This window comes from Tepidimicrobium xylanilyticum (genome assembly GCF_900106765.1).
Classification (GTDB): Bacteria; Bacillota; Clostridia; order Tissierellales; family Tepidimicrobiaceae; genus Tepidimicrobium; species Tepidimicrobium xylanilyticum.
The window spans coordinates 76999-100746 of record NZ_FNNG01000007.1 but is presented as its reverse complement, the minus strand read 5'-3'; the positions used below and the strand labels follow the sequence as shown (position 1 = coordinate 100746).

The 23748-nt window shown below is 32.5% G+C and carries 28 protein-coding genes, 1 tRNA gene and 1 riboswitch; of the genes, 11 read left to right on the top strand and 18 right to left on the bottom strand.

The features are described from left to right. Nucleotides 1-8: 8 nt before the first annotated feature. From BLV68_RS08965 to BLV68_RS08960, 3 genes are all read left to right on the top strand, one after another. On the top strand, nt 9-461 hold the full coding sequence (locus BLV68_RS08965; protein WP_093753003.1) for a hypothetical protein: 453 nt from the start codon (nt 9-11) through the stop codon (nt 459-461). Nucleotides 462-751: 290 nt separating this feature from the next. Beyond that, nucleotides 752-919, top strand: a complete 168-nt coding sequence (locus BLV68_RS15255) for a hypothetical protein (protein ID WP_159428660.1) — start codon at nt 752-754, stop codon at nt 917-919. A 23-nt stretch (nt 920-942) separates the two neighbouring features. Continuing rightward, on the top strand, nt 943-1800 hold the full coding sequence (locus BLV68_RS08960; RefSeq protein ID WP_093753001.1) for a GNAT family N-acetyltransferase: 858 nt from the start codon (nt 943-945) through the stop codon (nt 1798-1800). A 177-nt stretch (nt 1801-1977) separates the two neighbouring features. Here BLV68_RS08960 and BLV68_RS08955 read toward each other — a convergent pair whose 3' ends face one another. The 3 genes from BLV68_RS08955 to BLV68_RS08945 are packed head-to-tail and all read right to left on the bottom strand — an operon-like array spanning nt 1978 to nt 4836. Beyond that, a complete protein-coding gene (locus BLV68_RS08955; RefSeq protein ID WP_093752999.1) occupies nt 1978-3051 on the bottom strand; it encodes an ABC transporter substrate-binding protein in 1074 nt (357 codons plus the stop codon). Nucleotides 3052-3067: 16 nt separating this feature from the next. Continuing rightward, nucleotides 3068-3829 (bottom strand): ABC transporter ATP-binding protein, encoded by a 762-nt coding sequence (locus tag BLV68_RS08950; protein ID WP_093752997.1) that lies wholly within the window; start codon nt 3827-3829, stop codon nt 3068-3070. Continuing rightward, nucleotides 3829-4836, bottom strand: coding sequence for an ABC transporter permease (locus tag BLV68_RS08945; protein ID WP_093752995.1), 1008 nt, complete (start codon nt 4834-4836; stop codon nt 3829-3831). The genes BLV68_RS08950 and BLV68_RS08945 overlap by 1 nt, the downstream gene beginning before the upstream one ends. A 437-nt stretch (nt 4837-5273) precedes the next feature. Between BLV68_RS08945 and BLV68_RS08940 the strand changes: the two genes are divergently transcribed. The 5 genes from BLV68_RS08940 to dusA all read left to right on the top strand — a co-directional run bounded on the left by BLV68_RS08940 (nt 5274) and on the right by dusA (nt 9854). Then, nucleotides 5274-6551, top strand: a complete 1278-nt coding sequence (locus BLV68_RS08940; protein ID WP_093752993.1) for an MFS transporter — start codon at nt 5274-5276, stop codon at nt 6549-6551. A 175-nt stretch (nt 6552-6726) separates the two neighbouring features. After that, a complete protein-coding gene (locus BLV68_RS08935) occupies nt 6727-7428 on the top strand; it encodes a hypothetical protein (protein WP_093752991.1) in 702 nt (233 codons plus the stop codon). A 72-nt stretch (nt 7429-7500) separates the two neighbouring features. After that, nucleotides 7501-8013 carry a type 1 glutamine amidotransferase domain-containing protein gene (locus BLV68_RS08930; RefSeq protein WP_093752989.1) on the top strand — a complete coding sequence of 171 codons (513 nt, stop codon included), beginning with the start codon at nt 7501-7503 and terminating at the stop codon, nt 8011-8013. A gap of 180 nt (nt 8014-8193) precedes the next feature. Then, nucleotides 8194-8616 carry a YbjN domain-containing protein gene (locus BLV68_RS08925; protein WP_093752987.1) on the top strand — a complete coding sequence of 141 codons (423 nt, stop codon included), beginning with the start codon at nt 8194-8196 and terminating at the stop codon, nt 8614-8616. A gap of 212 nt (nt 8617-8828) precedes the next feature. After that, nucleotides 8829-9854, top strand: coding sequence for a tRNA dihydrouridine(20/20a) synthase DusA (gene dusA / locus BLV68_RS08920; protein ID WP_093752985.1), 1026 nt, complete (start codon nt 8829-8831; stop codon nt 9852-9854). A gap of 36 nt (nt 9855-9890) precedes the next feature. Here the strand turns inward: dusA and BLV68_RS08915 are convergent, their stop codons facing one another. From BLV68_RS08915 to BLV68_RS08880, 10 genes are all read right to left on the bottom strand, one after another. Continuing rightward, entirely contained in the window at nt 9891-10151 is a 261-nt protein-coding gene (locus BLV68_RS08915; protein WP_093752983.1) for a hypothetical protein, read from the bottom strand. Between the two features lie 6 nt (nt 10152-10157). Then, complete coding sequence (locus BLV68_RS08910; RefSeq protein WP_093752981.1) at nt 10158-10394, bottom strand: hypothetical protein; 237 nt, start codon at nt 10392-10394, stop codon at nt 10158-10160. A 5-nt stretch (nt 10395-10399) separates the two neighbouring features. Further along, nucleotides 10400-10717: a hypothetical protein gene (locus BLV68_RS08905; RefSeq protein WP_093752979.1), complete on the bottom strand. Its 318-nt coding sequence runs from the start codon at nt 10715-10717 to the stop codon at nt 10400-10402. Between the two features lie 36 nt (nt 10718-10753). After that, nucleotides 10754-11020, bottom strand: a complete 267-nt coding sequence (locus BLV68_RS08900) for a hypothetical protein (RefSeq protein WP_093752977.1) — start codon at nt 11018-11020, stop codon at nt 10754-10756. A 6-nt stretch (nt 11021-11026) separates the two neighbouring features. Further along, nucleotides 11027-11251 carry a hypothetical protein gene (locus BLV68_RS08895; RefSeq protein WP_093752975.1) on the bottom strand — a complete coding sequence of 75 codons (225 nt, stop codon included), beginning with the start codon at nt 11249-11251 and terminating at the stop codon, nt 11027-11029. A gap of 16 nt (nt 11252-11267) precedes the next feature. Then, on the bottom strand, nt 11268-11576 hold the full coding sequence (locus BLV68_RS08890) for a hypothetical protein (RefSeq protein ID WP_456154808.1): 309 nt from the start codon (nt 11574-11576) through the stop codon (nt 11268-11270). A 15-nt stretch (nt 11577-11591) separates the two neighbouring features. Further along, entirely contained in the window at nt 11592-11756 is a 165-nt protein-coding gene (locus tag BLV68_RS15465) for a hypothetical protein (RefSeq protein ID WP_159428659.1), read from the bottom strand. Between the two features lie 123 nt (nt 11757-11879). Next, on the bottom strand, nt 11880-12098 hold the full coding sequence (locus BLV68_RS08885) for a hypothetical protein (RefSeq protein WP_093752973.1): 219 nt from the start codon (nt 12096-12098) through the stop codon (nt 11880-11882). Between the two features lie 57 nt (nt 12099-12155). Beyond that, entirely contained in the window at nt 12156-12311 is a 156-nt protein-coding gene (locus BLV68_RS15755) for a hypothetical protein (RefSeq protein ID WP_200773712.1), read from the bottom strand. Nucleotides 12312-12473: 162 nt separating this feature from the next. Beyond that, nucleotides 12474-12908, bottom strand: a complete 435-nt coding sequence (locus BLV68_RS08880; RefSeq protein WP_093752971.1) for a Dps family protein — start codon at nt 12906-12908, stop codon at nt 12474-12476. 158 nt (nt 12909-13066) lie between these two features. Here BLV68_RS08880 and BLV68_RS08875 point away from each other — a divergent pair, with 158 nt between their 5' ends. Beyond that, nucleotides 13067-13372: a winged helix-turn-helix transcriptional regulator gene (locus tag BLV68_RS08875; RefSeq protein WP_093752969.1), complete on the top strand. Its 306-nt coding sequence runs from the start codon at nt 13067-13069 to the stop codon at nt 13370-13372. 94 nt (nt 13373-13466) lie between these two features. On the opposite strand, the gene BLV68_RS08870 is transcribed toward BLV68_RS08875, so the two are convergent. The 3 genes from BLV68_RS08870 to mnmA all read right to left on the bottom strand — a co-directional run bounded on the left by BLV68_RS08870 (nt 13467) and on the right by mnmA (nt 17989). Further along, nucleotides 13467-15074 (bottom strand): amidohydrolase, encoded by a 1608-nt coding sequence (locus BLV68_RS08870; RefSeq protein WP_200773731.1) that lies wholly within the window; start codon nt 15072-15074, stop codon nt 13467-13469. A gap of 15 nt (nt 15075-15089) precedes the next feature. Continuing rightward, nucleotides 15090-16475 (bottom strand): APC family permease, encoded by a 1386-nt coding sequence (locus tag BLV68_RS08865; protein WP_093752965.1) that lies wholly within the window; start codon nt 16473-16475, stop codon nt 15090-15092. Nucleotides 16476-16610: 135 nt separating this feature from the next. Beyond that, nucleotides 16611-16794: riboswitch (Lysine riboswitch) on the bottom strand. An 82-nt stretch (nt 16795-16876) separates the two neighbouring features. Then, nucleotides 16877-17989 carry a tRNA 2-thiouridine(34) synthase MnmA gene (mnmA, locus tag BLV68_RS08860; protein ID WP_093752963.1) on the bottom strand — a complete coding sequence of 371 codons (1113 nt, stop codon included), beginning with the start codon at nt 17987-17989 and terminating at the stop codon, nt 16877-16879. Between the two features lie 191 nt (nt 17990-18180). Here mnmA and BLV68_RS08855 point away from each other — a divergent pair, with 191 nt between their 5' ends. Both BLV68_RS08855 and BLV68_RS08850 read left to right on the top strand, forming a co-directional pair. Next, nucleotides 18181-20286 carry a stalk domain-containing protein gene (locus tag BLV68_RS08855; RefSeq protein WP_143035262.1) on the top strand — a complete coding sequence of 702 codons (2106 nt, stop codon included), beginning with the start codon at nt 18181-18183 and terminating at the stop codon, nt 20284-20286. A gap of 114 nt (nt 20287-20400) precedes the next feature. Beyond that, nucleotides 20401-21861 carry a DUF445 family protein gene (locus tag BLV68_RS08850; protein ID WP_159428658.1) on the top strand — a complete coding sequence of 487 codons (1461 nt, stop codon included), beginning with the start codon at nt 20401-20403 and terminating at the stop codon, nt 21859-21861. Between the two features lie 40 nt (nt 21862-21901). Here BLV68_RS08850 and BLV68_RS08845 read toward each other — a convergent pair. Together BLV68_RS08845 and BLV68_RS08840 are read right to left on the bottom strand one after the other, a co-directional pair. Continuing rightward, a tRNA-Val gene (locus BLV68_RS08845) sits at nt 21902-21977 on the bottom strand. Nucleotides 21978-22070: 93 nt separating this feature from the next. Then, complete coding sequence (locus BLV68_RS08840; RefSeq protein ID WP_093752957.1) at nt 22071-23519, bottom strand: leucyl aminopeptidase; 1449 nt, start codon at nt 23517-23519, stop codon at nt 22071-22073. Nucleotides 23520-23748: the final 229 nt, after the last annotated feature.

Sequence of the window (23748 nt, the reverse complement as noted above, 5' to 3'; positions counted from 1 at the left end):
AGCTATCTATGAGCAAAAAAATATCGGAACTCTCAAATAAAACTAATCTATCCTTAAAAGATAGGCTTAAGATACTAGAAGAGTTATATTGGGCCGATTGGAATGAATTAAGTTTGGAGGATATTGATATAATATTTGAACATTTGTCGTCTGACGATTTGGGAATTCAAGAAATGTCGAAAACACTATCCCTGTATAACAATATATCAGGTGCTTATATTGAAAAATTTGCCCACATAATAGCAAATTATTATATTAACGATAGAATCAAATTTTTCAAGGCTTTAAATTTAAATAGAGATGAAGCCATACATTTAGTATATATATTTAGGTCTAAGAATATCTTTGAGGATGAAGAGAAAGAATATAAGGAAATAGAATCTACAAATCAACTATCAGATGAAGAGCTAGAAGCAGCCCAAAATTTTTTTACCATGTATAAAACTATTTGCAATACCTGAGTATAGTCATCGGGAAGTTTTCCCGATATTGGCATGTATAGAATTGTGAAATAATATTGGGGAATATTATCAAAAGGAAGGATTTTAAGGTAAAAATCTAGAATATTACAATTGGACAAGCCATGGACAGATAATTGAATGTAAAGGAGCTATTTTAAATATAAACGACGGAACTCTCACTTATAATGGAGAAAACATAGAGCTAACCAAAAATGAGTTCAAAATACTACAACGTCAAAGAAGATTTCCATATGAAAGTATAGAATATATGTGTGAATAGAGTTAAAGGCATGGCAGAGAAGAAAATCAGTATTTTGCGAAAGGGTGAGGATATGAATTTAACTACAATCGGCATTAGAATTGCAACTTCTTGGATGGTCATGTATCCTATAATATGTGGAGTAATTCCTACTGTTATACTTCATCAGACAAATTTAAAAGGTATGAAATTCAAATAGATTTAAAGCAGGGAGGATCGCATATGCTAAATTATAAAATGCTAGAAGATATGAATATTGAAATTTTACACTCTGCATTTATAAAGGCTTTTTCAGACTATCAGGTAGAAATGAAATTACCTTTATGGAAGTTTAATAATATGTTACAGAGAAGAGGTTATTCGTCTAGATTTTCTATAGGTGCATTTAAAGGTGACGAGCTAATAGGATTTATTTTTAATGGAGTTCGCAATTGGAGGGGCAAAACTACTGTTTATGATTGTGGAACAGGAGTAATCCCTGAATATCGAAAACAAGGGATTACGAGTAAAATGTTTAGCAAGGTTTTAAGTCTTCTTCATGAGAATAATATAGAGCATTATTTACTTGAAGTAATTCAATCTAACGAACCTGCAGTTAATCTTTACAAGAAGCAAGGTTTTATGATTACAAGAACTCTTTCATGCTTTCGAATTGATAAGGATTTTATCAAAGAAGCTCCTGATTCTTCTATAAACTATAAGTCATATGATATTGAGCTAATAGATTGGGAGTTATTTAAATCTTTTTGGGATTTTGAACCTTCTTGGCAAAACTCAATTGATTCCATAATGGCTGTTTCTGATTTATTTGAAGTAATTATTGCAGAAGTTGATGAAAAGACTGTTGGATATGGAATAGTTGATAGAATTACTGGTGATATACCTCAGTTAGCAGTTCATGAGGATTATCGTTGCAAAGGAATAGGTCATAATATTTTGAAAAGACTAATACAGTGTACTGAATCACAGAACTTGAACTTTCTTAATATTGATGATAAGTGTGTTAGTAACATTAAATTTCTTCAAAGATTAGGTTTTGATAATTTTATAGACCAGTATGAAATGATTTTAAATATTTAAACAAAGATGTTAAAATTTCACCTTGATATTATAGTTAAAATATCAATGGTCATAATCATATTTATAATTGTTACAGAACATTTATATTATAAGAACAAATACGTTCTTATTGTATGGAATCAGGCTTGAGTTATAAATAATTCAAGCCTGATTGTTAATTTATAGTCTTTACTACTTTTATTTAATCTCATTATCCTCTTCACCCAAAATAGGGTGCCATACTCGATTCAATAATTCCTGAGTATCTTCATTGCTATTAATAATATTAAATTTCTTATAGTCATTTATTATGTTTATGAGAGTTGCTTCTGTCAGTTCATCTTCTATGCCAAAATAACATGCATCCATCAATTTATACACCAAATCGAATTCGCCTGATACCCAGTTGTTTTCAAATAATAACTCAGTAGCTTCTTTCTTGTTTTTTTCCATCCATCTTGCTGCTCTTTTAATTGCTCTAGTGACCTTTTTTGCAGTTATTGGATTTTCTTTTACAAAATCACCATTTAATGCATGAACACAACATGCTTCCGTTTGAAAATCTGCATCGTAAGTTAACGATCTAATGTACTTTATTTTTCCTTCTTTTATAAATTTCTCAGCAAATTGGTCTGATAAAATGGCACCTTGAATTTCGCCACTTTCCATAGCTAGGATTACAGCACTTGATTCTACTGGTTTAAATTTTACTTCATTTATATCAATATTGTCATGATTCAAAAATCTTAGTCCTATATTGTGGTCACTACTACCTATTCCATCAGGAACTCCAATGGTTTTTCCTATTAAGTCCTTAGTGCTGTTAATATTACCATCGGTTAATACATATAGCGACTTGCACCCTGTATGGGCACCTGAAGTAAATATCATATTGACCCCATTTATAGTAGGCACTAATAGTGCAGCTATATGTCCTGTAGTGACCTGTACCTGATTAGTGCCAGTAGCGTCTATGGCTTGATTAACAGAAGTTATTTCTACATTAATACCTTCTTCTTCAAAATATCCTAATACTTTAGCAATTCCAGGTGCTGAAGTACAAAATCCACCATTATAACCTATTTTAATAGTTTTTCCATACATTGGTTCCTCTTTCCACAATTCTTCTTCTGTTTTTTCTGGTTTATCGAGTTCATTGATTAATTCTGAAGAGGTAATATTTGAATTATCTTTAAGTACATTGTTTGAACAAGCTGTTAAAACTGAGCTTAAATACATAATACATATTACTAAAGTAATTATTTTTTTCATTTTTATATCCCCCTGATTAATAATTTAGATTTTCCATAATCTCTTTTCTATAATTTATAAATTCATCGCTCATTCTATTGCGCGGATAAGGCAAATCTATTCTTATGTCCTTTTTTATTTTTCCTGGTCTTGGAGCCATGGTTACTACTCTGGTACTCATATAAATAGCCTCGTCAATGTCGTGGGTTACCATAATCATAATGTGGCGATTTGATTTCCACATAATCAAAAGTTCATCTTGCATATTCATTCTTGTAAAGGCGTCTAAAGCGCCCAAAGGTTCATCTAAAAGAAATACTTCGGGTTCATTAATCATTGTTCTAATTAGTGCTACTCTCTGAGCCATACCTCCGGACAATTGATGAGGATAAGATTTTCTAAATTCATCAAGTCCAATGATATTAATTAGTCTATCAACCTCTTCTTTTTTTTCCTTATATTTACCTTGTACTTTCAGACTAAAAGATACATTATCTTCAACGGTAAGCCAAGGGAACAAAGTGGGTTCTTGAAAAACGATGCCTCTATTTGGACTTGTGCCCTTTATGGGCTTGCCGTTGAGCAAGATACTTCCTTTAGTAGGAGGAATTAGACCTGCAACAAGCCTTAATAGGGTAGATTTACCACAACCCGATGGTCCTACAATAGTTACAAATTCACCATCTTTAATATTTAAATTAACATTCTCTAAAGCAACTGTAACTCCTTGAGCATCAGTTCTTATGTAGGATTTACAAATTTCTTTGAGCTGTAAAGTATAATTACTTTCTTCAGCCACTAAGTCACCTCCTCCTTCCACTTTATTACAGTTCTTTTGACTTTTGTAAGTATCCAATTAACTATTATAAATGTAATGCAGATAATTATTATGGCTGCATACATTTTTGAGTACTCAGCCCATGATTTTTGCCAAGAAATGTACCAACCTAATCCTGACTCAACACCTAACATTTCTGCAACAAGCAGTGCTGTACATGCGGAACTCATCCCTTGTATTAATCCTTGTAAAATATTCGGAAGAGCAGCTGGGAGAGCAATTCTAGTAACTAATTGAGTATTCTTTGCACCTAAAGTTTTTGCAGCATCGAAATAATCATTGTTAACATTGTGAATTCCAGTCATTGTGGCAAGAGTTACCGAAAACCATACTCCCAATGCAATAATAAATACGGCGCCTTTGAATAAACTAGAAGCTATAACCATTACCACTGGTATCCAAGTTGTAGAAGGAATAGGGCCTAGTAATTTCATGAAAGGAGCTATCCAATAATGTACTTTTTTGTTATAGCCAGATAGTATTCCGGTTACAAGACCTATAATCGCTCCTATGAAATATCCTGTAAATAATAATATTAAAGAGTTTTTGACACAATCCAATAAATAAACTCTATCAGCCCATGCTGCATTTATAACTAAATCTACCCATGGGAAATAGGGGAGAATTAGGATTCCAGTTTTTAAAGTTAGATAATCATAAGTCATCAATAATAAGAATACAAATGAGTAAAAAGGAGCTTTAAATCTAAGCTTGGCAAATATCTTTTTATTGGATAATCCACCTATAAAGAAAAAGAATACGCCAGTAATTAAAAGACCAATAAAATAGGCGTATGTAGTAGTATGTTTATTGATCCCATAATTTGGGACTAACAGATATTCTAATAGGTGAATTATCCCAAATAATGTAGGTGAAAGAGCTATAATATAGTCAAGGATTTTTTCTGATTTTGATTTGGCTTCTAATTTTAAAATATCTTCTCTTGTTAAATTTTGTACATTTTCCAAAGTATCACCTCTTATATAATTGATGGAAATTAACAAACTAACATATACATCTTTTGATACATCAAGTACTTTATACCATATGTTCCAATTAATGAGAAACTAATTTTATCTATAGATTAAAACTTAACTATTAATTAATTTCATGAATATTTTCTTCTAATGAAAAAGGTTAATATTTTGTCATCTTATCCTTATATAAATGGATAGAATAAGAAAAAATTTTATTATAATATGAATAATTTTATATATTTTTGGTATTTATTTGGATAGTGACTGGTTATGAATAAAGTTTGAAGTATCGAAAAAAATAATACTAATTTAGAAGTAAGTACTGATTTCAATGAAATAATAATTTTATCTTTTTTTATAGGGACAAAATGTATTGGGTAAAAATATAAATATAATTTTTAAAAGTATTATTTAGGAGGAATAAGTTGATGACTTTGCCACCGAATGAACAAAAGCTAAGCCCCTATAGATGGGTGGTTTGGGGGATATTAGTATCTATTTATTTGATTGTATTTTTTCATAGATTATCAGTTGGGGTAATTGCAGAGGACCTTGTCAGTACCTTTGGAATGAGCGCTACACAAATTGCAAATTTAGGTTCTATGTATTTTTATGCCTATACAATAATGCAAATTCCATCTGGCATTTTGGCAGACTATTTAGGGCCTAAGAAGACAGCTATAATAGGTTGTATAGTTGCTGCCATTGGTTCAGGGATATTTTCCTTTGCCATTAATGTACCAATGGCATACGTAGGTAGGTTATTAGTTGGGCTTGGGGTATCGGTAATATTTTTATGTGTACTAAAGATTCAATCAAACTGGTTTCTTGCAGAAAAATTTGCTACAATGAGTGGCCTTACCAGTTTTATAGGCGGGTTAGGAGGAGTTCTTGCTCAAGGACCTCTTTTGATGGTAGTAGGTCTAATGGGATGGAGAAATTCCTTTCGTCTCATAGGAATTATAACTTTTGTATTTGCTATTTTAACTTTAATATTCGTTAAAAATACTCCTACTGAAATGGGCTTACCTGAAATTAACCCACAACAGATCCAAGCAAGTAAAAGAGAAGAAAACATTCTATCTCAATTATTTGCTATAATAAAGAATCCTAGAATTTGGGCGCCTTCTATTACCTTTGGTGGTATAAATGGAGGATTTATGCTCTTTGCAGGAACCTTTGGGGTTTCATATATTGCAATTGTCTATGAGGTGAACAAAATTTTAGCAGCTAATATGGTTTCCATGCTTTTAGTTGTTTCCAGTATAGCAAATTTATTCATAGGGAAGATTTCAGATACTTTAAGAGGAAGAAAAGGGCCTTTATTAGTGCTTGCTGTGGCAGCAGTAATAGGGTGGGGAATATTGGTATTTTTGAAACCACCCCTGTGGTTTATGTTTGTATTTGTAGTTTTAATTGGCATTTCATCCTCTATTGGAGTATTATGTTGGTCATTAGGGAAAGAAGTGAGTGACCCAAAACTTGCGGGAATGTCAATATCGATAGTAAATGTTAGTGGATTCTTTTTTGCAGCCCTTCTTCAGGTAATCTGTGGAAAGCTCATAGACATCAATCTTTCTAAGGGGTTACCTATGGATATGGCTTATACAAATGCTTTTATAGTTCCTGCAATATCTTCTTTTGTAGCTCTAATATTTGCATTATTATCTAAAGAAACTAAATGTGAGAATATCTATACTCAGTAGAAGTCAGTAAATACTTAAGAATTGAATTGGACTTTAAAACCCTTAAAAGTATCTTGTTTGGATGCTTTAAGGGTTTTATTGAATCCACATCAAGAATTTGATATCATGGCCTTAGATTTATTAAAATAAATATGCTTAAGATGAATAACTTGGTATTACATAGAGAGGTTGTTTTATGGAATATAGATATGGAAAAAATATTAATTACGAGGATTTTTCAAGTGGGCGTGTTCTATATCATATAAGCGGTATGACTAACTTTCCAGTAAGGTTAGCTCAGGAGATATATGGAAGATGTATAGAATACTCTCGTAAAAAGAATAATATTTGTTTATATGATTGTTGTTGTGGAGGAGGATATCTAGTTACTGTACTGGGTTTTTTAAATCAAAATACCATAAGTAGAATAATTGGAAGCGATATAGATTTAGAACTACTTGAAGTTGCGAAGAAGAACTTATCCTTATTGAGCGAAGAAGGGATGGACAACAGGATAAAAGAGATAGATAATATGATTGTAAATTATAATAAAGAATCCCATGCAATGGCAAAGGAAAGTGCAATTATTTTAAGAAGTATGATTAAAACCCCTATTCAATATGAAGTTTTTCAAGCTGATGCATTAAAGGAGATTAAACTTGAAATTAAACCAGATATTATAATAACAGATGTTCCTTATGACCAATTGGTGGACTGGAAGGGTAGCGGAGAAGGCCTTGTAAATAGATTATTGGATGTTCTTTATGGAGCTTGTACTTCGGATACAATAATAGGCCTCTCCATGAATAAAAAGCAGAAGGTAAAAAATGATAAATTTATCAAGCTAGAGAGACAAAAAATTGGTAAAAGGAAATTCGAAGTATTAAGAAAGAGATAAGGTTATTAATTGTTATATTAAATTTTTTAGGGTAAGTATAGTGTGAGAAATTTTTTAAGAAAGGGGATAGTTATGAAAAGAGTAGCTATTCTAATAGAAGACCTATTTGATGAAAGGGAACTCATATATCCATATTTTAGGTTGTTAGAAGAGGGTTATAAAGTAGACTTAGTAGGTACTGATAAGGATACAGTCTATGTATCTAAATCTGGACTAAAAGAAAAGAGCACCCATTCATCTAAGGAAGTTTTAGCTAGGGATTATGATGCAGTCATTATACCAGGAGGCTTTTCACCAGACAATATGAGAAGATGTCCTGAAACTGTAGAATTTGTTAGGGAAATGTATAAGGCTAATAAGTTAGTTGCTGCAATTTGTCATGGACCTTGGATGATGGCATCAGCATGCGATCTTAAAGGTAAAAAGGTAACATCCTTCTTTTCAATAAAGGATGACTTGATTAATGCAGGGGCTGAGTACTTAGATGAAGAAGTAGTAATTGATGGCAACTTAATTACTTCTAGAACACCAAAGGACCTGCCTTCATTTTTGAAAGCAATTATTAAAAAGCTAAATGACGTTTAGAGTAATAAAGTATGGATAAAGCCATAAAAAGAGGATAAAACATCCTCTTTTTTTATTTAAATTCACAATCATTTAGGATACTTTTGTTATCAAAGTCTCCAAGTTAGAAAATAAGGGAGTTGTACGATTCCATTAGGAATGATATAATTAAATTATATTTCATAAATGGAGGTCATTCAGATGTTAACTAGTAATGCGCAGCAATTTAGAAGTTATTTACAAAGCCAAAATATCAATTTGCAATTTAATGAGGAAAACGATGGATCTACAACTGTAGTAATTAGGGAAACTTTAAAAACAGGAGGAAATATTAGAATTTTAGTTGTTTTCAACAAAACTGACTCATTGGTTAGCGTTTACGGGGGAGATTTTATAAATGGAATTAATCCTGTAAAAAGGGATTATGTATATGAGGCTATAAATGAGTTAAATATGAAGTATACATATTTAAAATTTGTATTCCAAAATGATTCTATTATGGCTCAAGCTTTTACACTAGTTGATAATAATTTCAGAAGTGAAGTAATAATGGACATAATATTGGGCATGTTGAATATTATTGAAGAGGAATATCCCAAATTGATGAGAATCATATGGTCTTAACTACATAAAATTAGTTTTTTTTATAATCATAATTACTATGAATATTGAATTTATTTAAGATATATAAATATCTTATATTGAAAAACTAATTCTCTTTTCTAGCTGTAATCAAAATATGATTAAAACTGGAAAGGAGAATTTTTTATGATTATGTATAGTTTTGAGGAATAATATATCGTATATTATAATTAAGCTTAATAGGAGGTAATAGGATGGCTAGAATAAGTATTGCACCTATGGTAGATATTACGGATAGACATTTTAGATATTTTTGTAGACTACTAACTAAGAAAGCTATTTTATATACAGAGATGATTACAAGTAGCGCTATCATATATGGAGATAGGAATAAAATTTTAGATTTTGATCCAGTGGAAAAACCTATAGCTTTGCAAATTGCAGGATATGATAAGAAAGAGATGGCTGAAGCAGTTAAAATTGCAGAGGATTGGGATTATGATGAAATTAATGTAAACCTAGGTTGTCCTTCGGATAGAGTTTCGGGAAATCAGATGGGAGCAACTTTAATGGCGTATCCAGAGTTAGTTGCTGAAATAATCTATGCTATGAAAAGAGAAACTAATAAGCCAATTACTGTAAAGCATAGGATTGGAATTGATGGAACCAACGTATTACCTAAGGACTTACCAAAGGTCGTATTGGATAAATATGAAGATTTAGAAAGGTTCGTGAAAATAATAGCTGAAACGGGAGTAAATCATTTTATAATTCACGCTCGTATTGCTATATTAGAAGGGTTAAGCCCTAAAGAAAATAGAGAAGTTCCTCCTCTTAGATATGATGAGGTATATAGAATAAAGAAGAATTTCCCCCATCTATTTATCGAAATAAATGGGGGCATAAAAACTATAAATTCTATAAAGGATCATTTACGCCATGTAGATGGAGTAATGCTAGGTAGGGTGGCTTATGAAAATCCATTTTTATTATCTGAAGTAGACCGATTTTATGATAATGGCAAAGTCAATAATGTTTCTAGGCGAGAAATCATAGAGGAATTAATAAATTATGTTAAAAAACTCGGGGAGGATGATAAAAGAGGTTACCATGCTATAAAAAATACTATAGGTCTCTTTCATAATAAAAGAGGAAGTAGAATATGGAGGCAACTTATATCTCCTCCATGGGAAGCAGGATATGGTGCTAAGGAAATATTGGAAAGAGCATTGGACCTACTTCCTGAAGATGTATTAGATGAGAGACCTAGAATTATTTAACTGCTGGAAACCATAAAAGGGCCTAATATATTATTCTTAGTCCCTTTTATTTTCAAAATAATTCATATATATTTTGGTGAATTCATCTACAATTTTGATAGCCATATCTAGACCAGCATTTTTAGTTTCTTTATTATTTTCTTCCTGCTTTTTTTCAACTTCAGGTTTTTCTTTTTCAATATGTTCTTTATTTTTCTTGGACAATTCCTTATTTGCTTTTTCTTTTTGACTATTAAATAAGGGAATTTCATTGCTCATTATTATTGGATATTCATTACTGTATTCATCATTGGACATTCAGATTCACTCCTCACTTATAAGGGTTATTTTTTTGAATAATTTATAAATGCTGATCTTATCAAAACCACAATTATTAACTAAATGGGCGGTAATTTCTTCAGGAGAACTTGTGTTATAAAAGTCCTCATTTTTTGCTATATCTTCTAACACCTTTTTATATAGGACTTTTTCTTCATCTGTAAGTAGCCTATCTAGTTTTCTTTTTATAGATTTAATATCCTTATTATTTTTTGAATTCATCATTTTCACTCCTTATTATGCTTACATAATCCAAATATTTTAACTCCTGGGTTAATTTCTACCATTTCATAGTCTATATTATTAATTGTAACCGTATTATTTTCACTTACTTTTATATCTAAATCTAACCCTTCTATATTGAGCTTTTCTATATAATATGGACTAATAACAATAAAAATGGAACTTAGTTGTGTTGGAGAAATATTGTTATTGCTTGTTAAATTAGCTTGGTTTGATGCATTTATCATAAAATTATATATTTTATTATCACTATCGTCGACTGTTTCTGCAAAGAATTCTTCCGATTTATCGATATCTACCACTAAAATCCCCCCATATGAAATTCATTCAAATACTAATTAATCGCTTTCAGTAATTTTTTTATCCGTGTAGATATAGATGTTTCTATCGTCAATCACTTCTCCTGGAATTCCATTGATGGATAAATCCCCTTCTTCATCTATATTAATAGAAATTGGTATGCCTTTAGATTTATCTAATGATTTCAAGTATTCAAGACCTAGAATGACGATGAAATTAAACTGAGACAGATTAGTTTTTCTACAACGGATAGTATTAGCTTGATTTGATATGTTAAGTAGTAGCGAATGTTTGACTTTTTCCAATATGAATCACCTCATAAAATCCATCATTATCTTTTTTGCTATCTCATTTTTTTCTTGGTTACTTAATTTGTCATTATTTCGCAAAATATATAATTTTTCTAGAAGTTCTGCAGGGTTTTTTTGCTTTTTAATGAAAAGGGTTATTTCCATATTATCGGTTGTTATTTTTTTATAATTTGGCATCGTGTTGATTTTATCTCTTAATATATCCTTATCTTCTTGATTATCCAAATCATTACCTCCCTTACTAGAATTTAACAGTGGTAATCTCCTTTTTGTCAGGGCCTTCCTCTTCTTTAATAGTGATGATTTCACCTTTCTTAGCTTTTTTACTTTGTTCAATTATTTTTTGAGTTTCTTCTCCAGAGCTTAGCCTATTGTGATGTTCTACATCCACGTTTAGGTTACTATATTTAGAATTTTTTTCATCATACAACTCGCCATCTACATATACGCTACCATCCATATCAATTCTTAACTCATTAGGAAGTCTATCCGATTTTTTCTTAAACTTTATTATAATCCACTGATTATTCCTTTTGTCCATGGTCTCCAAAGATTTAACCTCCCCTTATTCTAAATTTATATTAACCGTTGTAGAATTTTGAGTTACTACACTATAAGCGGAAAGGAGCATATTAGATTGCTGATTGGTATTTATTTGATTTGCAATTTTAGCGCCCATATAGGTACTTTGCTTTTCTTCAGGTAATGATTTTTGAATTTTTTTCGACATGCAACTTACCTCCATTTTAGTTTTATATTATATTTTATGAAATAATCATGAAACAGTTACAATTTATAAATTAAAGGAACTGCCTTAATGTTTTTTTAAGGCAGTCCTCTATTTAAATCTAGGCTATCTAGCTTTTTCTATCATTGATTTTAACAAATCTATTCCCTGCATCCTGTTAACATTCCTAATATCAGGTTGTTGAAATGCAGATAATATTTCAGCTGGATCAGGTTGTTCTACTGGTATATCGGATTCTAAGGTAATTCCTTTTATAGGAATATTTAAAGGGTTAAATTTCTTTGAGTTAAATGTTAAGCCATCTTTTGAAAATCCTATCTTCATTTTCTCGCCCCTTTCTATTATTTATAGGACTTATTCTTAGAAGCAGTTTAATTTATATTAAACGTCTATTAAATCATCATCAAATTGTAGTGCAGCGCCTATTTGAGCTTCAATTACGCTTGCTATTTGAGCAGCAATTATTGTTAGAACTTGTAGTTGTATTTGAGTTACAGATTTTTGATTTACTACTGATGCCAGTATTCTATCTGCCATTTCTTAACCTCCCTTCCTCTTTGGTAGTACATAGTATGCATGTACAAAAAGTTATGTTACAATTGGAGGTAGAATTTTTGAGAACATAAATACAAAAATAAAAATACAAAAAAAGAAGCATCCCTAGGTATATAGGGATGCTTCAAAATTATTATTTGCTTATTATTTAAGCATAGCATCAACAAACCAAATATTCTTACTCAATTCAGAAACGAAATCTTCAAACATGGCAACTGTTTCAAAATCGCCTTCTTCATCAGCAGTATTTCTAATTTCAGTTGCTAAGTTTTTCATAATTTCTAAATCCTTTTTAATGATTTCATAGGACTCTTTTATTGTAAATTCTTTAGCCTTTACTTCTTCGATAGTTGCGTTTTCTAGATATTCTGCCATAGTAGATAGAGGCATTACATTTTTAGTTTTTAATAATTCAGCTACTTCGTCGAACTTTTCAAATAAGTCATCGTAGATTTCCTCTGTAAAATTATGAACATTTAAAAATTGTGTGCCTACCACATTCCAGTGGATATTGTGTAGCTTAACATTTAATACAGCTAAGTTAGATAAATATTTTTGTAACAAGTTAATATGTTTCATTTTATACCTCCTTATTATTTAGCTAATAGTATACACATTACTTATATACCCAAGTATTCTTTTTTCTATCTATTATTCAAACATTCTTTTTCTATATATTATTATATGGTACAATATAAGAAACAAAAAGGCACAAATTTGTTAGTAGAGGTGATACTATGGAAAACAAAGTTATTAACGGATTTCAGATTGTTCAAGATCTAATAAAGCTTAGATGGGTTCCTGAAATATTAAAGTCCATCCAATTAGGAAACCAACGCTATAGTGAAATATTAACGAGTATTCCTTATATAAGCCATACAGAGTTAAACAGAAAATTATCAATCCTTATCGAAAAAAAGGTTATTGAAAAGAGGACAAATGGGACCAACACCTATTATTCTTTGTTGAATTTTGGTAAAGATCTAGTCCATATATTCAATCACCTGGAAGATATAGAGGAAAAATATTTTCAAACTTCATAGGAAGAACACAATTTGTATTTACATGATATATAAAATATTTTAATATAAGCATGGAAGGGAATTGATACAACCTTCCATGCTTATATTATTCACTTTATACTTCGTAAACAAATTCTCCATCTACCATAGTCTTTTCTACTTTAATATCCTTAATCTCAGATTCATCTATTGTGAATATATCTCTATCTAATACGATTAAATCTGCTACATAGCCAGGCTTTAATCTTCCTTTAAAATTTTCCTTAAATTCATTATAGGCACTGCCAATTGTATAAGCATCAATTATATCTTCTAATTCCATTCTTTCCTGTGGATAGAAACCACCTTCAGGTTTGCCATCTAATCCCTTTCTAGTTAGGGCACAGTAGATATTTGGGAAGGGATTACAATCTTCTACTGGTGCATCGGTACCAAAGCTTATGGGGGCTCCTAGTTTATATAGTGTATTGAAAGCGTAGGATGTACTTGCCAGTTCTTTACCAACGCGGAATTCTACTATTTTTAGGTCGTAGTCTAAGAATATAGGTTGATACATTACAGGTATGTTTAATCTAGCAATCCTTTCCAATTGTTCTCTGCTGGTAATTTGACAGTGGACTATTCCATGACGGAGAGGATTTTCACCATCAGTCATAGTCTTTTCGTAGGCCTTGATAACACTTTCTACAGCCCCATCTCCAATGGCATGGGTTACAACTCTAATTCCATGTTCTGTTGCCAAGTTACATAAGCTTTCCAATTGCTCATCAGTTAATGCTTCAACTCCTCTTATGCCAGCAGCATCTTCATAATCCTTTAACATTAGAGCAGTTCTAGCCCCTAAGGATCCATCTTTAAATAGTTTTAGAGCTCCCTTAGAGAGGAATTTTTCATCATATTGGCCTTCTTTAAATTCAGTTTCCAGATATTCTCTAAAGTCTTCTATATCTTGGAAATTAAATTGAGCCCCATACCTTAATTTAGTTTTCCTATTATCGTATATATTATGAATAATTTTAAACATATTTTTAAATTCTTTATTGGAAACATCGCAGGATTGGACGGAGGTTATTCCCAAGCTTAGGGCATAATTAGCTGCTTTTAAAAATTCTCCTTCTATATCCTCATTGCTTTTTTCAGGAATTGCTGATTTAATTAGGCTAACTGCATTTTCATTAAAAATTCCGTTGGGGTTGCCTTGTTCATCTAGTTCGATAGTTCCTCCATCTACTACAGTATTTCCATCGATTCCCAACGACTCTATAGCCCTAGTATTACCGACTGCAACGTGTCCGCATACCCTATCGAATATTATTGGGATTTCAGAGGATATTTTATCTAGGTCATGACGGTTTAAAAGCCTTTTTTCACCGCTTATAAAGTAATCCTGGTTCCAGCCTCGACCGTATAAGGCTGTGATACCCTCGTTTTTTTCCAAAAATTCCTTTCCGATTTGGATAATTTCATCTATAGATTTTGCACTATTTAAATTACAGCAGGACATGACTGCACCTATGTAAATTAGATGCAGGTGACTATCGTTAAAGCCTGGTAATACGGTTTTTCCTCCTAGGTCAATTATTTCATTTGCATTATTTTTCAAAACTTCTTCATTGGAACCAATCTGTTTAATTATCCCATCTTCAATAAGCAAAGCTTCTACAAAATTGTTTTTTTCAACATAGATTTTACCGTTAATGAGTATTGTTGCCAATAAAATCATCTCCTTCATCTATCATTACTTATTTTGTTTATCAAAGTATAGGTAGAACAATATACCTATTGCTGGAATTAACAGGCCTATTATAGAAGTTTGTGGGTCTTCTATAAAGGTATTTATCATCAAACCCATAAATATTAGAGTTGTTAATATAATGGTAACTGGGTAACCAATTACCTTATAGGGTCTATTTAAATCGGGGAATTTCCTTCTATAAATTATTACTGCAAAAACTCCCAAGGTGTTAAATAGCATTCCTGAAAATACTACTAAGGAAGTTAATTGGTCAAGATTTCTTAACAGTACCAATACTACTGAAATAACACATTGGACGATTAGTGGAACATGGGGAACCTTATATTTTGGGTGCAATTTACCAAAGCTTTTGAAGAAATGACCTTCAACACTCATGGCATAGTGTACCCTTGGAAAAGCCAATATACATCCATTTAAAGATCCAAACATTGCTACTATCATGCCTATAGTTACCAAAAGGCTACCACTTTTCCCCATCAATTTTTCAGCAGCATAACTTCCCAGATAGTATTCATTATTAGCTATATGGCTTTCAATCTCGCTAAAAGGGATGACCTTATATATGGAGTAATTAAATAGGGTGTACAATATAGTTACTGAAATTATGGATATTATGATAGCAAGTGGTAAGTTTCTTTTTGGATTCTTTACTTCTTCAGCTACTGAATTTAGGTTAGTCCACCCTTCATAAGCCCATAAGCTGGCAATTATTGCAAAAGCTACCATGCCAATTACGGAGCTAAAACTTGCATCTGTTGTCTTAGGTACTAAACTTAAATCAGGATTTACTTTGCCGAATATAAGACCTGAAACCATTATAATTCCAATAGGGATTAATTTAGCAACCATGGATATGTTTTGTAATTTTGATCCAGATTTAACCCCAATATAATTTACGATGGTTAATCCTATAATCAACCCGATGGCTACTAGCTTAATGGTCCATTCGCCCATTGGAATAATTAATGATAAAACGCTTGATAGTGCTAATGCTAGAGCAGCAATCGAGCCAGGTCCACCAATTAACCAACCTGTAAACCCGCTTAAGAAGCCAACAATAGGTGAATAGGCTTTAGATAAATATACTGTCATTCCACCAGCACGAGGATCGGAAGCCCCTAGCTCTGCATAACAGATACCGCCTAGTAGCGACACTAAACCGCCCAGAATCCAGCTTATTAAAGCCAATCCCAAACTCATACCGGATCGCATTAAAACATAGGAACCTAGATAGAAAATTCCAGAACCAACCATTATTCCGCCTAAAATACTTATACCCCCAAAGAGTCCAATTTCCTTTCTAAAGCCTGAATTTGTTGAATCACTAGAATTCACTGTAGTATTTAGCTCATTAATTTCATTTATCAATCTTATTACCTCCTATGCTAAAATTTTGCTACTACATAATTTTAAATCAAAAAAATAAAAAAGCATTTGACAGGCAATGTCAAACGCTTGACAATAGCAAAGCTAACGACATTCCTCTCGCTCCCTTCTGGCCCAAAGTGAGATAGCACAACATCATAGCACCGGGCTAATACTATGATGACAGTCCTACACCTATTCGATGTAGTCCCAGCATCAGATTTTGGATATCTGACACTTCGGCGGCGACTCCTTTCTCTATACATCATCAGCTTCCGGCTTTAGTATAGATACTCTTAGTAACCGCGCCTCTACCTCACCCATGGAGGATGAGGATTTTTATTAAGTTTTCATATATGGTATCATCAAGTCAATAAATTGTCAAGTTAGAATCGAAAATTTTCTTAATTTCTATTTAGATATTCATATTTTTTGTCCAAAGGTTCTATGGATTTTATAATAGAGCCTCCTAGACAAATTTCTCCTTGGTACAAAACGGCCACTTGGCCTGGAGTAACTGCTTTCACTGGCATGTCGAATCCTATATGGATATTTCCGTTTTCTAACATATCTACAGTTACAGGAATATCATCCTGTCTATATCTGAATTTGGCAGTACATTTTAAAGGCATGATAGGAGCTTCTCCTAAAATCCAGGAAGGGGATTCTCCTATTAAGGAAATGGAATATAGAGCTGGATGATTTTCTCCTTGAGCTACGTAGAGTATGTTTTTCTTTAGATTTTTACCTGCAACAAACCAAGGCTCACCCGTTCCTATTCCTCCAATTCCTATTCCTCGCCTTTGACCTAAGGTATAATGGATTAGGCCTTTATGTTTTCCCAATACATTTCCATCTACATCAACTATATCTCCTTCCTTAGTCAATAGATATTTGTCTAAGAATTCATCAAAATCCCTTTCACCTATAAAACAGATTCCCGTTGAATCCTTCTTTTTAGCTGTATACAGATTATTATTTTCAGCTATTTCTCTGACCTCCTTTTTTTCAAGATGTCCTATGGGGAATAAAGTTCTAGAAAGGGCCTGCTGACTAATCCTAGATAGAAAATAACTTTGGTCCTTATTTCTATCTTTTCCCCTAAGGAGATAGTACTTACCTTCCCTTTTTTCAACTTGAGCATAGTGTCCCATAGCAATATAATCGGCATCTAGTTTTAAGGCATAATCTAAGAAGGAATTAAATTTAATTTCTTGATTACACATTACATCTGGATTAGGAGTTCTTCCTTTTTTATACTCGTCTAAAAAATAGGTGAAGACCCTATCCCAATATTCCTTTTCAAAATTTATAACATAAAAGGGGATGCCTAATTGGTTGGCTACCCTTCTAGCATCATTAGCATCTTCCGTTGCAGTACATACTCCAAATTCATCTTTTTCATCCCAATTCTTCATAAATAATCCTATTACATCATAACCTGCTTCCTTCAACAGAAGGGCGGAAACCGAAGAATCAACCCCACCGCTCATGCCTAGAATTACTTTTTTTCTCATAAACTTCCTCCTTAAATTAGTGCTAAATTGTGTCCCATAATATTATATCATCAATTAGATCTATTATAGCAGTTTTTCAGATTAAATTTGTAATATGAATTTAATATAGATTTAATTAAGTTGATGGGACATATAAGTTATAATAGAAGTATAGTTGTTTCGGACAAAATGGAAGGAGTGAAAAGGTGAATATGAAAGGAATAAAAAAATTGATATTCTTAATACTTATAATAGCAATAATCCTACCACTAGGGTTTAGTTTATATCCTTTAGCAGCAAAACCTATTAGATTGTTGGTAGATGGAAAGGATATCACTTCAAAGGCTAGTCCCATAATCGAAAAGGGAAGAACTTTAGTGCCAATAAGGTTTGTTGCTGAGGAATTAGGAGCAAAGGTAAGTTGGATTCATGAGGACCGAAAGGTTATCATTCAAAAAGGACAACAAGTGGTAGATCTTAAAATTGATAGTTATTTAGTTATGAGTAAGGACGAAAAAAAGAACTATATTTTAAGCGATACTACTCCTAAAATCATAGATGACCGTACCTATGTGCCTTTACGTTTAATTAGCAATGCCTTAGGTGTTGGAATAGAGTGGGATGAAGAAAATAGGATAGTACGAATTGATTCCAATAAAGTTTCCGAGATAGAGTCCTTTTTCCCTATAAAGATTAGCAGTTTAGAATCTGGACAAACCATAAAGGGAAAGACAGAATTGGGGGTAGAATTCCTTGGAGAGGACTCAATTGATGGCAAAGAGATCAAATACCTCTTATTGAATCCTGAAACAAGAAAAGGATATGTAGTTGCTAGAGGTAAAGACTTAAAGGGTAATTATAGTTGGATTCCCAATTTAAAGGATAAAGGAGAAAGGGTGTTAGTAGCAGCTATATACGATGAAGAGGAACAGTTTATAGCAGGTGATGCAGTTCAAGTTTATTTAGAAGTGACTCCAAAAGTTTCTTTAATGGGGGTTAAAGAAGGGGAAGTTTTAAATGATGTAGTAAATTTAATGGTTGATACCAGCTTTGTAGCTTCTCGAGTAAAATACCAAATTACCAATTTGGACAAAGGAGAAACTAAAATATTTGGTGAAGATACACCTATTGACCCTTATGGTGAATATAGATGGATACCTAATTTAAAGGATAATGGCAATTATTCCTTTAAGGCAATAGTATATGACATGGAAAATAACTCCTATGAGAGCAATGAGATTATTGCAAAGATTGAAGTTATGCCTAAATTGAGCTTGTCAGGGGTAGCTCAAGGACAAACTATAGATAAGCCTGTAAATCTATTGGCATCTAGAAATTTTGATGCAAGTGAGACCCAATATATATTAAGAGATCCAATATCTAAAGCTGAAGAAGTACTTGCTGTCATACCTTATGGTAGTTATAGGTGGTTTCCAGGTCCTGAAATATCAGGGGAAAATGAATTATTAGTTAGAGTCAAGGATACAAGGGGACAAGTCCATGAAAGTGAACCTATAAGGATTAAAACCACAGGAAAACCTATAATACTATTAGATGGAATAGGACCAAATCAGGTTATTAGGGATACAGTTAAATTAAGGGTTAGAAGTAATGTGGATTTAGAAAGTGTAAGTTATGTACTAATTAATAAGAATACGAATAAACAGAAGGTAATTGCAAACGATGTAGATGCTCAGTCTGAGCAGTCTTATACGCCTAAGAAAGAAGATACTGGTTATTGGAAGTTGGTGGCTATTGGTAAGTTAAAGGGTAAGGAAATTATTAGTGATGAAATTCCCTTTAGAGTCTATCTAGGTGAAATCCATAAATCAGTACCTATAATAGAGAAGGAAAAATTTTTGAGCCTAGCATCGGGATTGGCCAAAAAGTCCTGGGAGAAGACTGGTATGTCTGCAGCACTACAGACAGCCCAATCCATTTTAGAAACTGGATGGGGACAAAGCGTACCTGTGGATAAGTATAGTGGTAAAGTATCCTATAATCTGTTTGGAATAAAAGGAAAAGGTCCGGCTGGATCGGTAATCTATAATACCTGGGAAGTATATAATGGTCAAACTTATTATGTGGATGCAGAGTTTAGAGCATATAATAGTGTAGAAGAAAGCTGGAATGATCACAAGAGTCTATTGTTAAATTCAGATAGATATGAACCCTTTAGACAAGTAATGCACAATAGCTATCAGGGTGCCTGGGCTTTAAAGAGGGCTGGATATGCAACAGACCCTGAATATGCATTGAAATTAATAAGAATTATTAAACAATATGAATTGGAGAAATTGGATATAATAGATATATAATATTAAAGGCCAACCATTTCGTTTTTTGGTTGGTCTTTAATATTATTGGTTGACATGGGTAAATATTCAATTAAAATATTATTAGAATATGGAAATAATGTAAGAGGTGAAGACGTGAATTATATAATACCAGTAATAGTAGGTGCAGTTATAGGATATATTACCAATTGGATTGCCATAAAGATGCTATTTAGGCCTCATTATGAGAAGAGAATATTTAATATACCCATCCCTTTTACTCCAGGTCTAATCCCAAAGGAGAAGAATAGGATTGCTAAAAGTATAGGGGAGGCGGTAGGAGAGTATTTGCTTTCGCCAGAGATAGTAGTAAATTCATTGCTTAAGGATGATGGTTCTATAGATAAACTTATAATAAATTATATGAAGAAGCTTAAGACTGATGATAGAACTTTAAAAAGCATAATTTTAAGCTTAAACTATGGTGAATTTGAAAAGTTAAAGGGAAGTATTAAGACAAAGTTAGCCGATATAATAGTTTTACAATTTTGTAAAGACCAATTTAAAGATGGACTGATTAATTTGATCGATGAATATATATTTATAGATTCTAAGGGTAGTATATATGGAATCATGCGAGAAATACTAAAAAATATGTTCAATTTATTGGTTAAGTCGGAGGAAGTTAAAAGGGAATTAAATGTTTTATTGATGGAGAAAATTAATCAATTTGCACAAGATGAAAGAACCCTATATGAAGTTATTCCAGAAGAGATTATCAGTAGGCTTAAGGATACAATCATTCAGAATGAACAGGTTATAATTACATCACTGAAGGATGTATTGGATAATCCAAAGATACAGAACCAATTAAAAAAGTGGATTGCTGAAATGTTTTCTCATAACATGAATAAACTAATTGCCATATTTATTAGTCCAGAGCTTATATCGGATAGAATAGTAAACCTATTGGATGAATATATAAATAATCCTGATAGGAACAAGGATATCATATCCTTTATATTGCTTGTCGTAGATAAAGTTCTTAAAAAGGAAGTTAGATATGTGTTTGGAGGCCTTACAAAAGAGCTAAAAGAAGAGGATATGTTGCTGGTTTCTGAATTTATTATCCAAGGTATTTTGAAGGAATATAATCAATATAAAATAATAGATAAACTAGAGGAAAGGCTAAAATCTGAAGAAGAAAATATTAAGAGATGTCTATTAGCTTTTATAAGGGGAGAGTTAGAGAAGTTCTTAGATTCTAATAACTTTTATAATTATATACTTTTTATTGTAAATAATGCGATTGAAAGCATTTTAAACAGGCCCATATCATCCTTAATAGTTAATATTAATGAAGATGACATTTTAAGTATAGTTAATTTTTTGAAGATTATAATAGAAAATTTAATAAAAAATCAATTGCCTAATATGGTGAAGGCTTTCAATATTTCCAAGATAGTAGAAGACCAGATAAATGGTTTTGATGTAGCCTTTACAGAAGAACTTATACTTGAGATTGCTAACAGGGAGCTAAAAGCCATAACCTGGTTAGGAGGCCTATTAGGTGGGATAATAGGCTTATTAACCCCAATACTTACGATGCTTTATTGATATAAAAAAGGAACTAAGGATATCCTTAGTTCCTTTTGTGTGGTGGGCGATATTGGATTTGAACCAATGATCTCCACGATGTCAACGTGGCGCTCTAACCCCTGAACCAATCGCCCAAGGCTATTTATATTCTAGCATATTTCGAATGGGATTTCAATAGGAATTGTTAACGCCCTTTCCTATACTAGAGAAGAGCGTTAACAATCATACTAGTAATTTTTAAAATTCTTTGCTAGATAATATAGAGTCTTTACTGGCACTCCTGTAGCCCCTTTAGGTAGATATCCTCGAGCCTTGCTGCTATAGGAGGTTCCGGCAATATCCAAGTGAACCCATGGAGTACTGTCAACAAATTCTCCTAGGAATAGGCCAGCAGTTATGGTTCCTGCTCCTCTGCCGCCAGTATTCTTTAAATCTGCAAAATCCCCTTTATTTAATTCCTTGTATTCTTCATTGTTTGGAAGCTCCCAAACTGGCTCTCCTGCTATTTGGCTTGCCTTTTTAACCTCTTCCATAAAGTCTTCATTATTGGTAATAGCTCCCGTATTTATATTTCCTAAGGCCACCACACAAGCACCAGTTAATGTTGCCACATCTATAACCTTATTTGCTTTTAGGTTTTTTACAGCATACCATAAGGCATCGGCCAGTGTAAGCCTTCCTTCTGCATCGGTATTTAAAATCTCTATAGTCTTTCCTGACATGGAGCCGATGATATCTCCAGGTTTATAGGCAGTGCCAGATATTAGGTTTTCACAAGCAGCTACTACCGCTACCACATTTTTATCTAGCTTAGATTTGGCAATGGCTTTCATAGCACCTATTACTGCCGCAGCCCCTGCCATATCGGTGAACATGGTATTCATGCTATCTCCTGGTTTTATGCAGTAGCCACCAGAGTCAAAGGTTAGGCCTTTACCAACTAAGGCTAACTTTTCTTCGGCTTCTTCATTGCCCTTGTATTCCATCACTATCAATTGAGGTTCCTGAGCAGAACCCTTGGAAACGGCTAGGAAGGCCTCCATACCCAATTCTTCTATTTCCTCTTGGCCATAAACTTTAACATCTACTCCTAATCCTTCTAATTCTTCCTTAGCCTTTTCTGCTAGTATTTTAGGAGTCATGGTCATAGCAGGTTCATTGACTAAATCCCTTGCTAAGAATACACCATCTATGATGTTTTTAACTTCCTCAATGGCTTTATCAATTGCTTCTGCCTTCTTACCCTCTATTATATTTAAGTAAACTTCTCTTACGCTGGGTTTTATCTTCTTTTGGCTTAGGTATTTTTCAAAGCTGTATTCAGATTGTAACAACCCTTCTATCATTCCTTGAATTTCATCAATATAGCAGATGTTTTTAAATTCAGGTACTTCAACTTGGATACTTTCAACTTTAAACTTCATAAGCTCTTTTCCAGCCTGATAATAGGCCTTTCTAATGGAGTCTACAGTAAGCTTTTCTTCTTCACCTAATCCTATTAATACTACCTTATCCCCCTTATATCCTATATCAGCATATACTTCTCCAACTTTTGCTGAAAATATTTCTTTCTCCTTTAAAAATTGATATAGTCCATCAAAATCATCTATTTTTTCACTGCCTTTAAATACAGGTATTAGTTTTACTTCTCCACCCTTACCGATTTTAAAATCCATGCAACCATTCCTCCTTTCTTAGTTAGTATAATTTTACCAAAATCCATGGTTAATCTCAAATAAATTCTATATTAGGATTGTTATTTGATTGAAAATTGTATAAAGTAATAGTAGCAAAATGAAGGAGTTGGTTATATGGTTAGAAGAGAAATGACCAAGATAAAGATGAAGAAACAAAAACGCATAGCCCTAATCGCTCATGATAATAGAAAGAAGGACCTAATAGAAT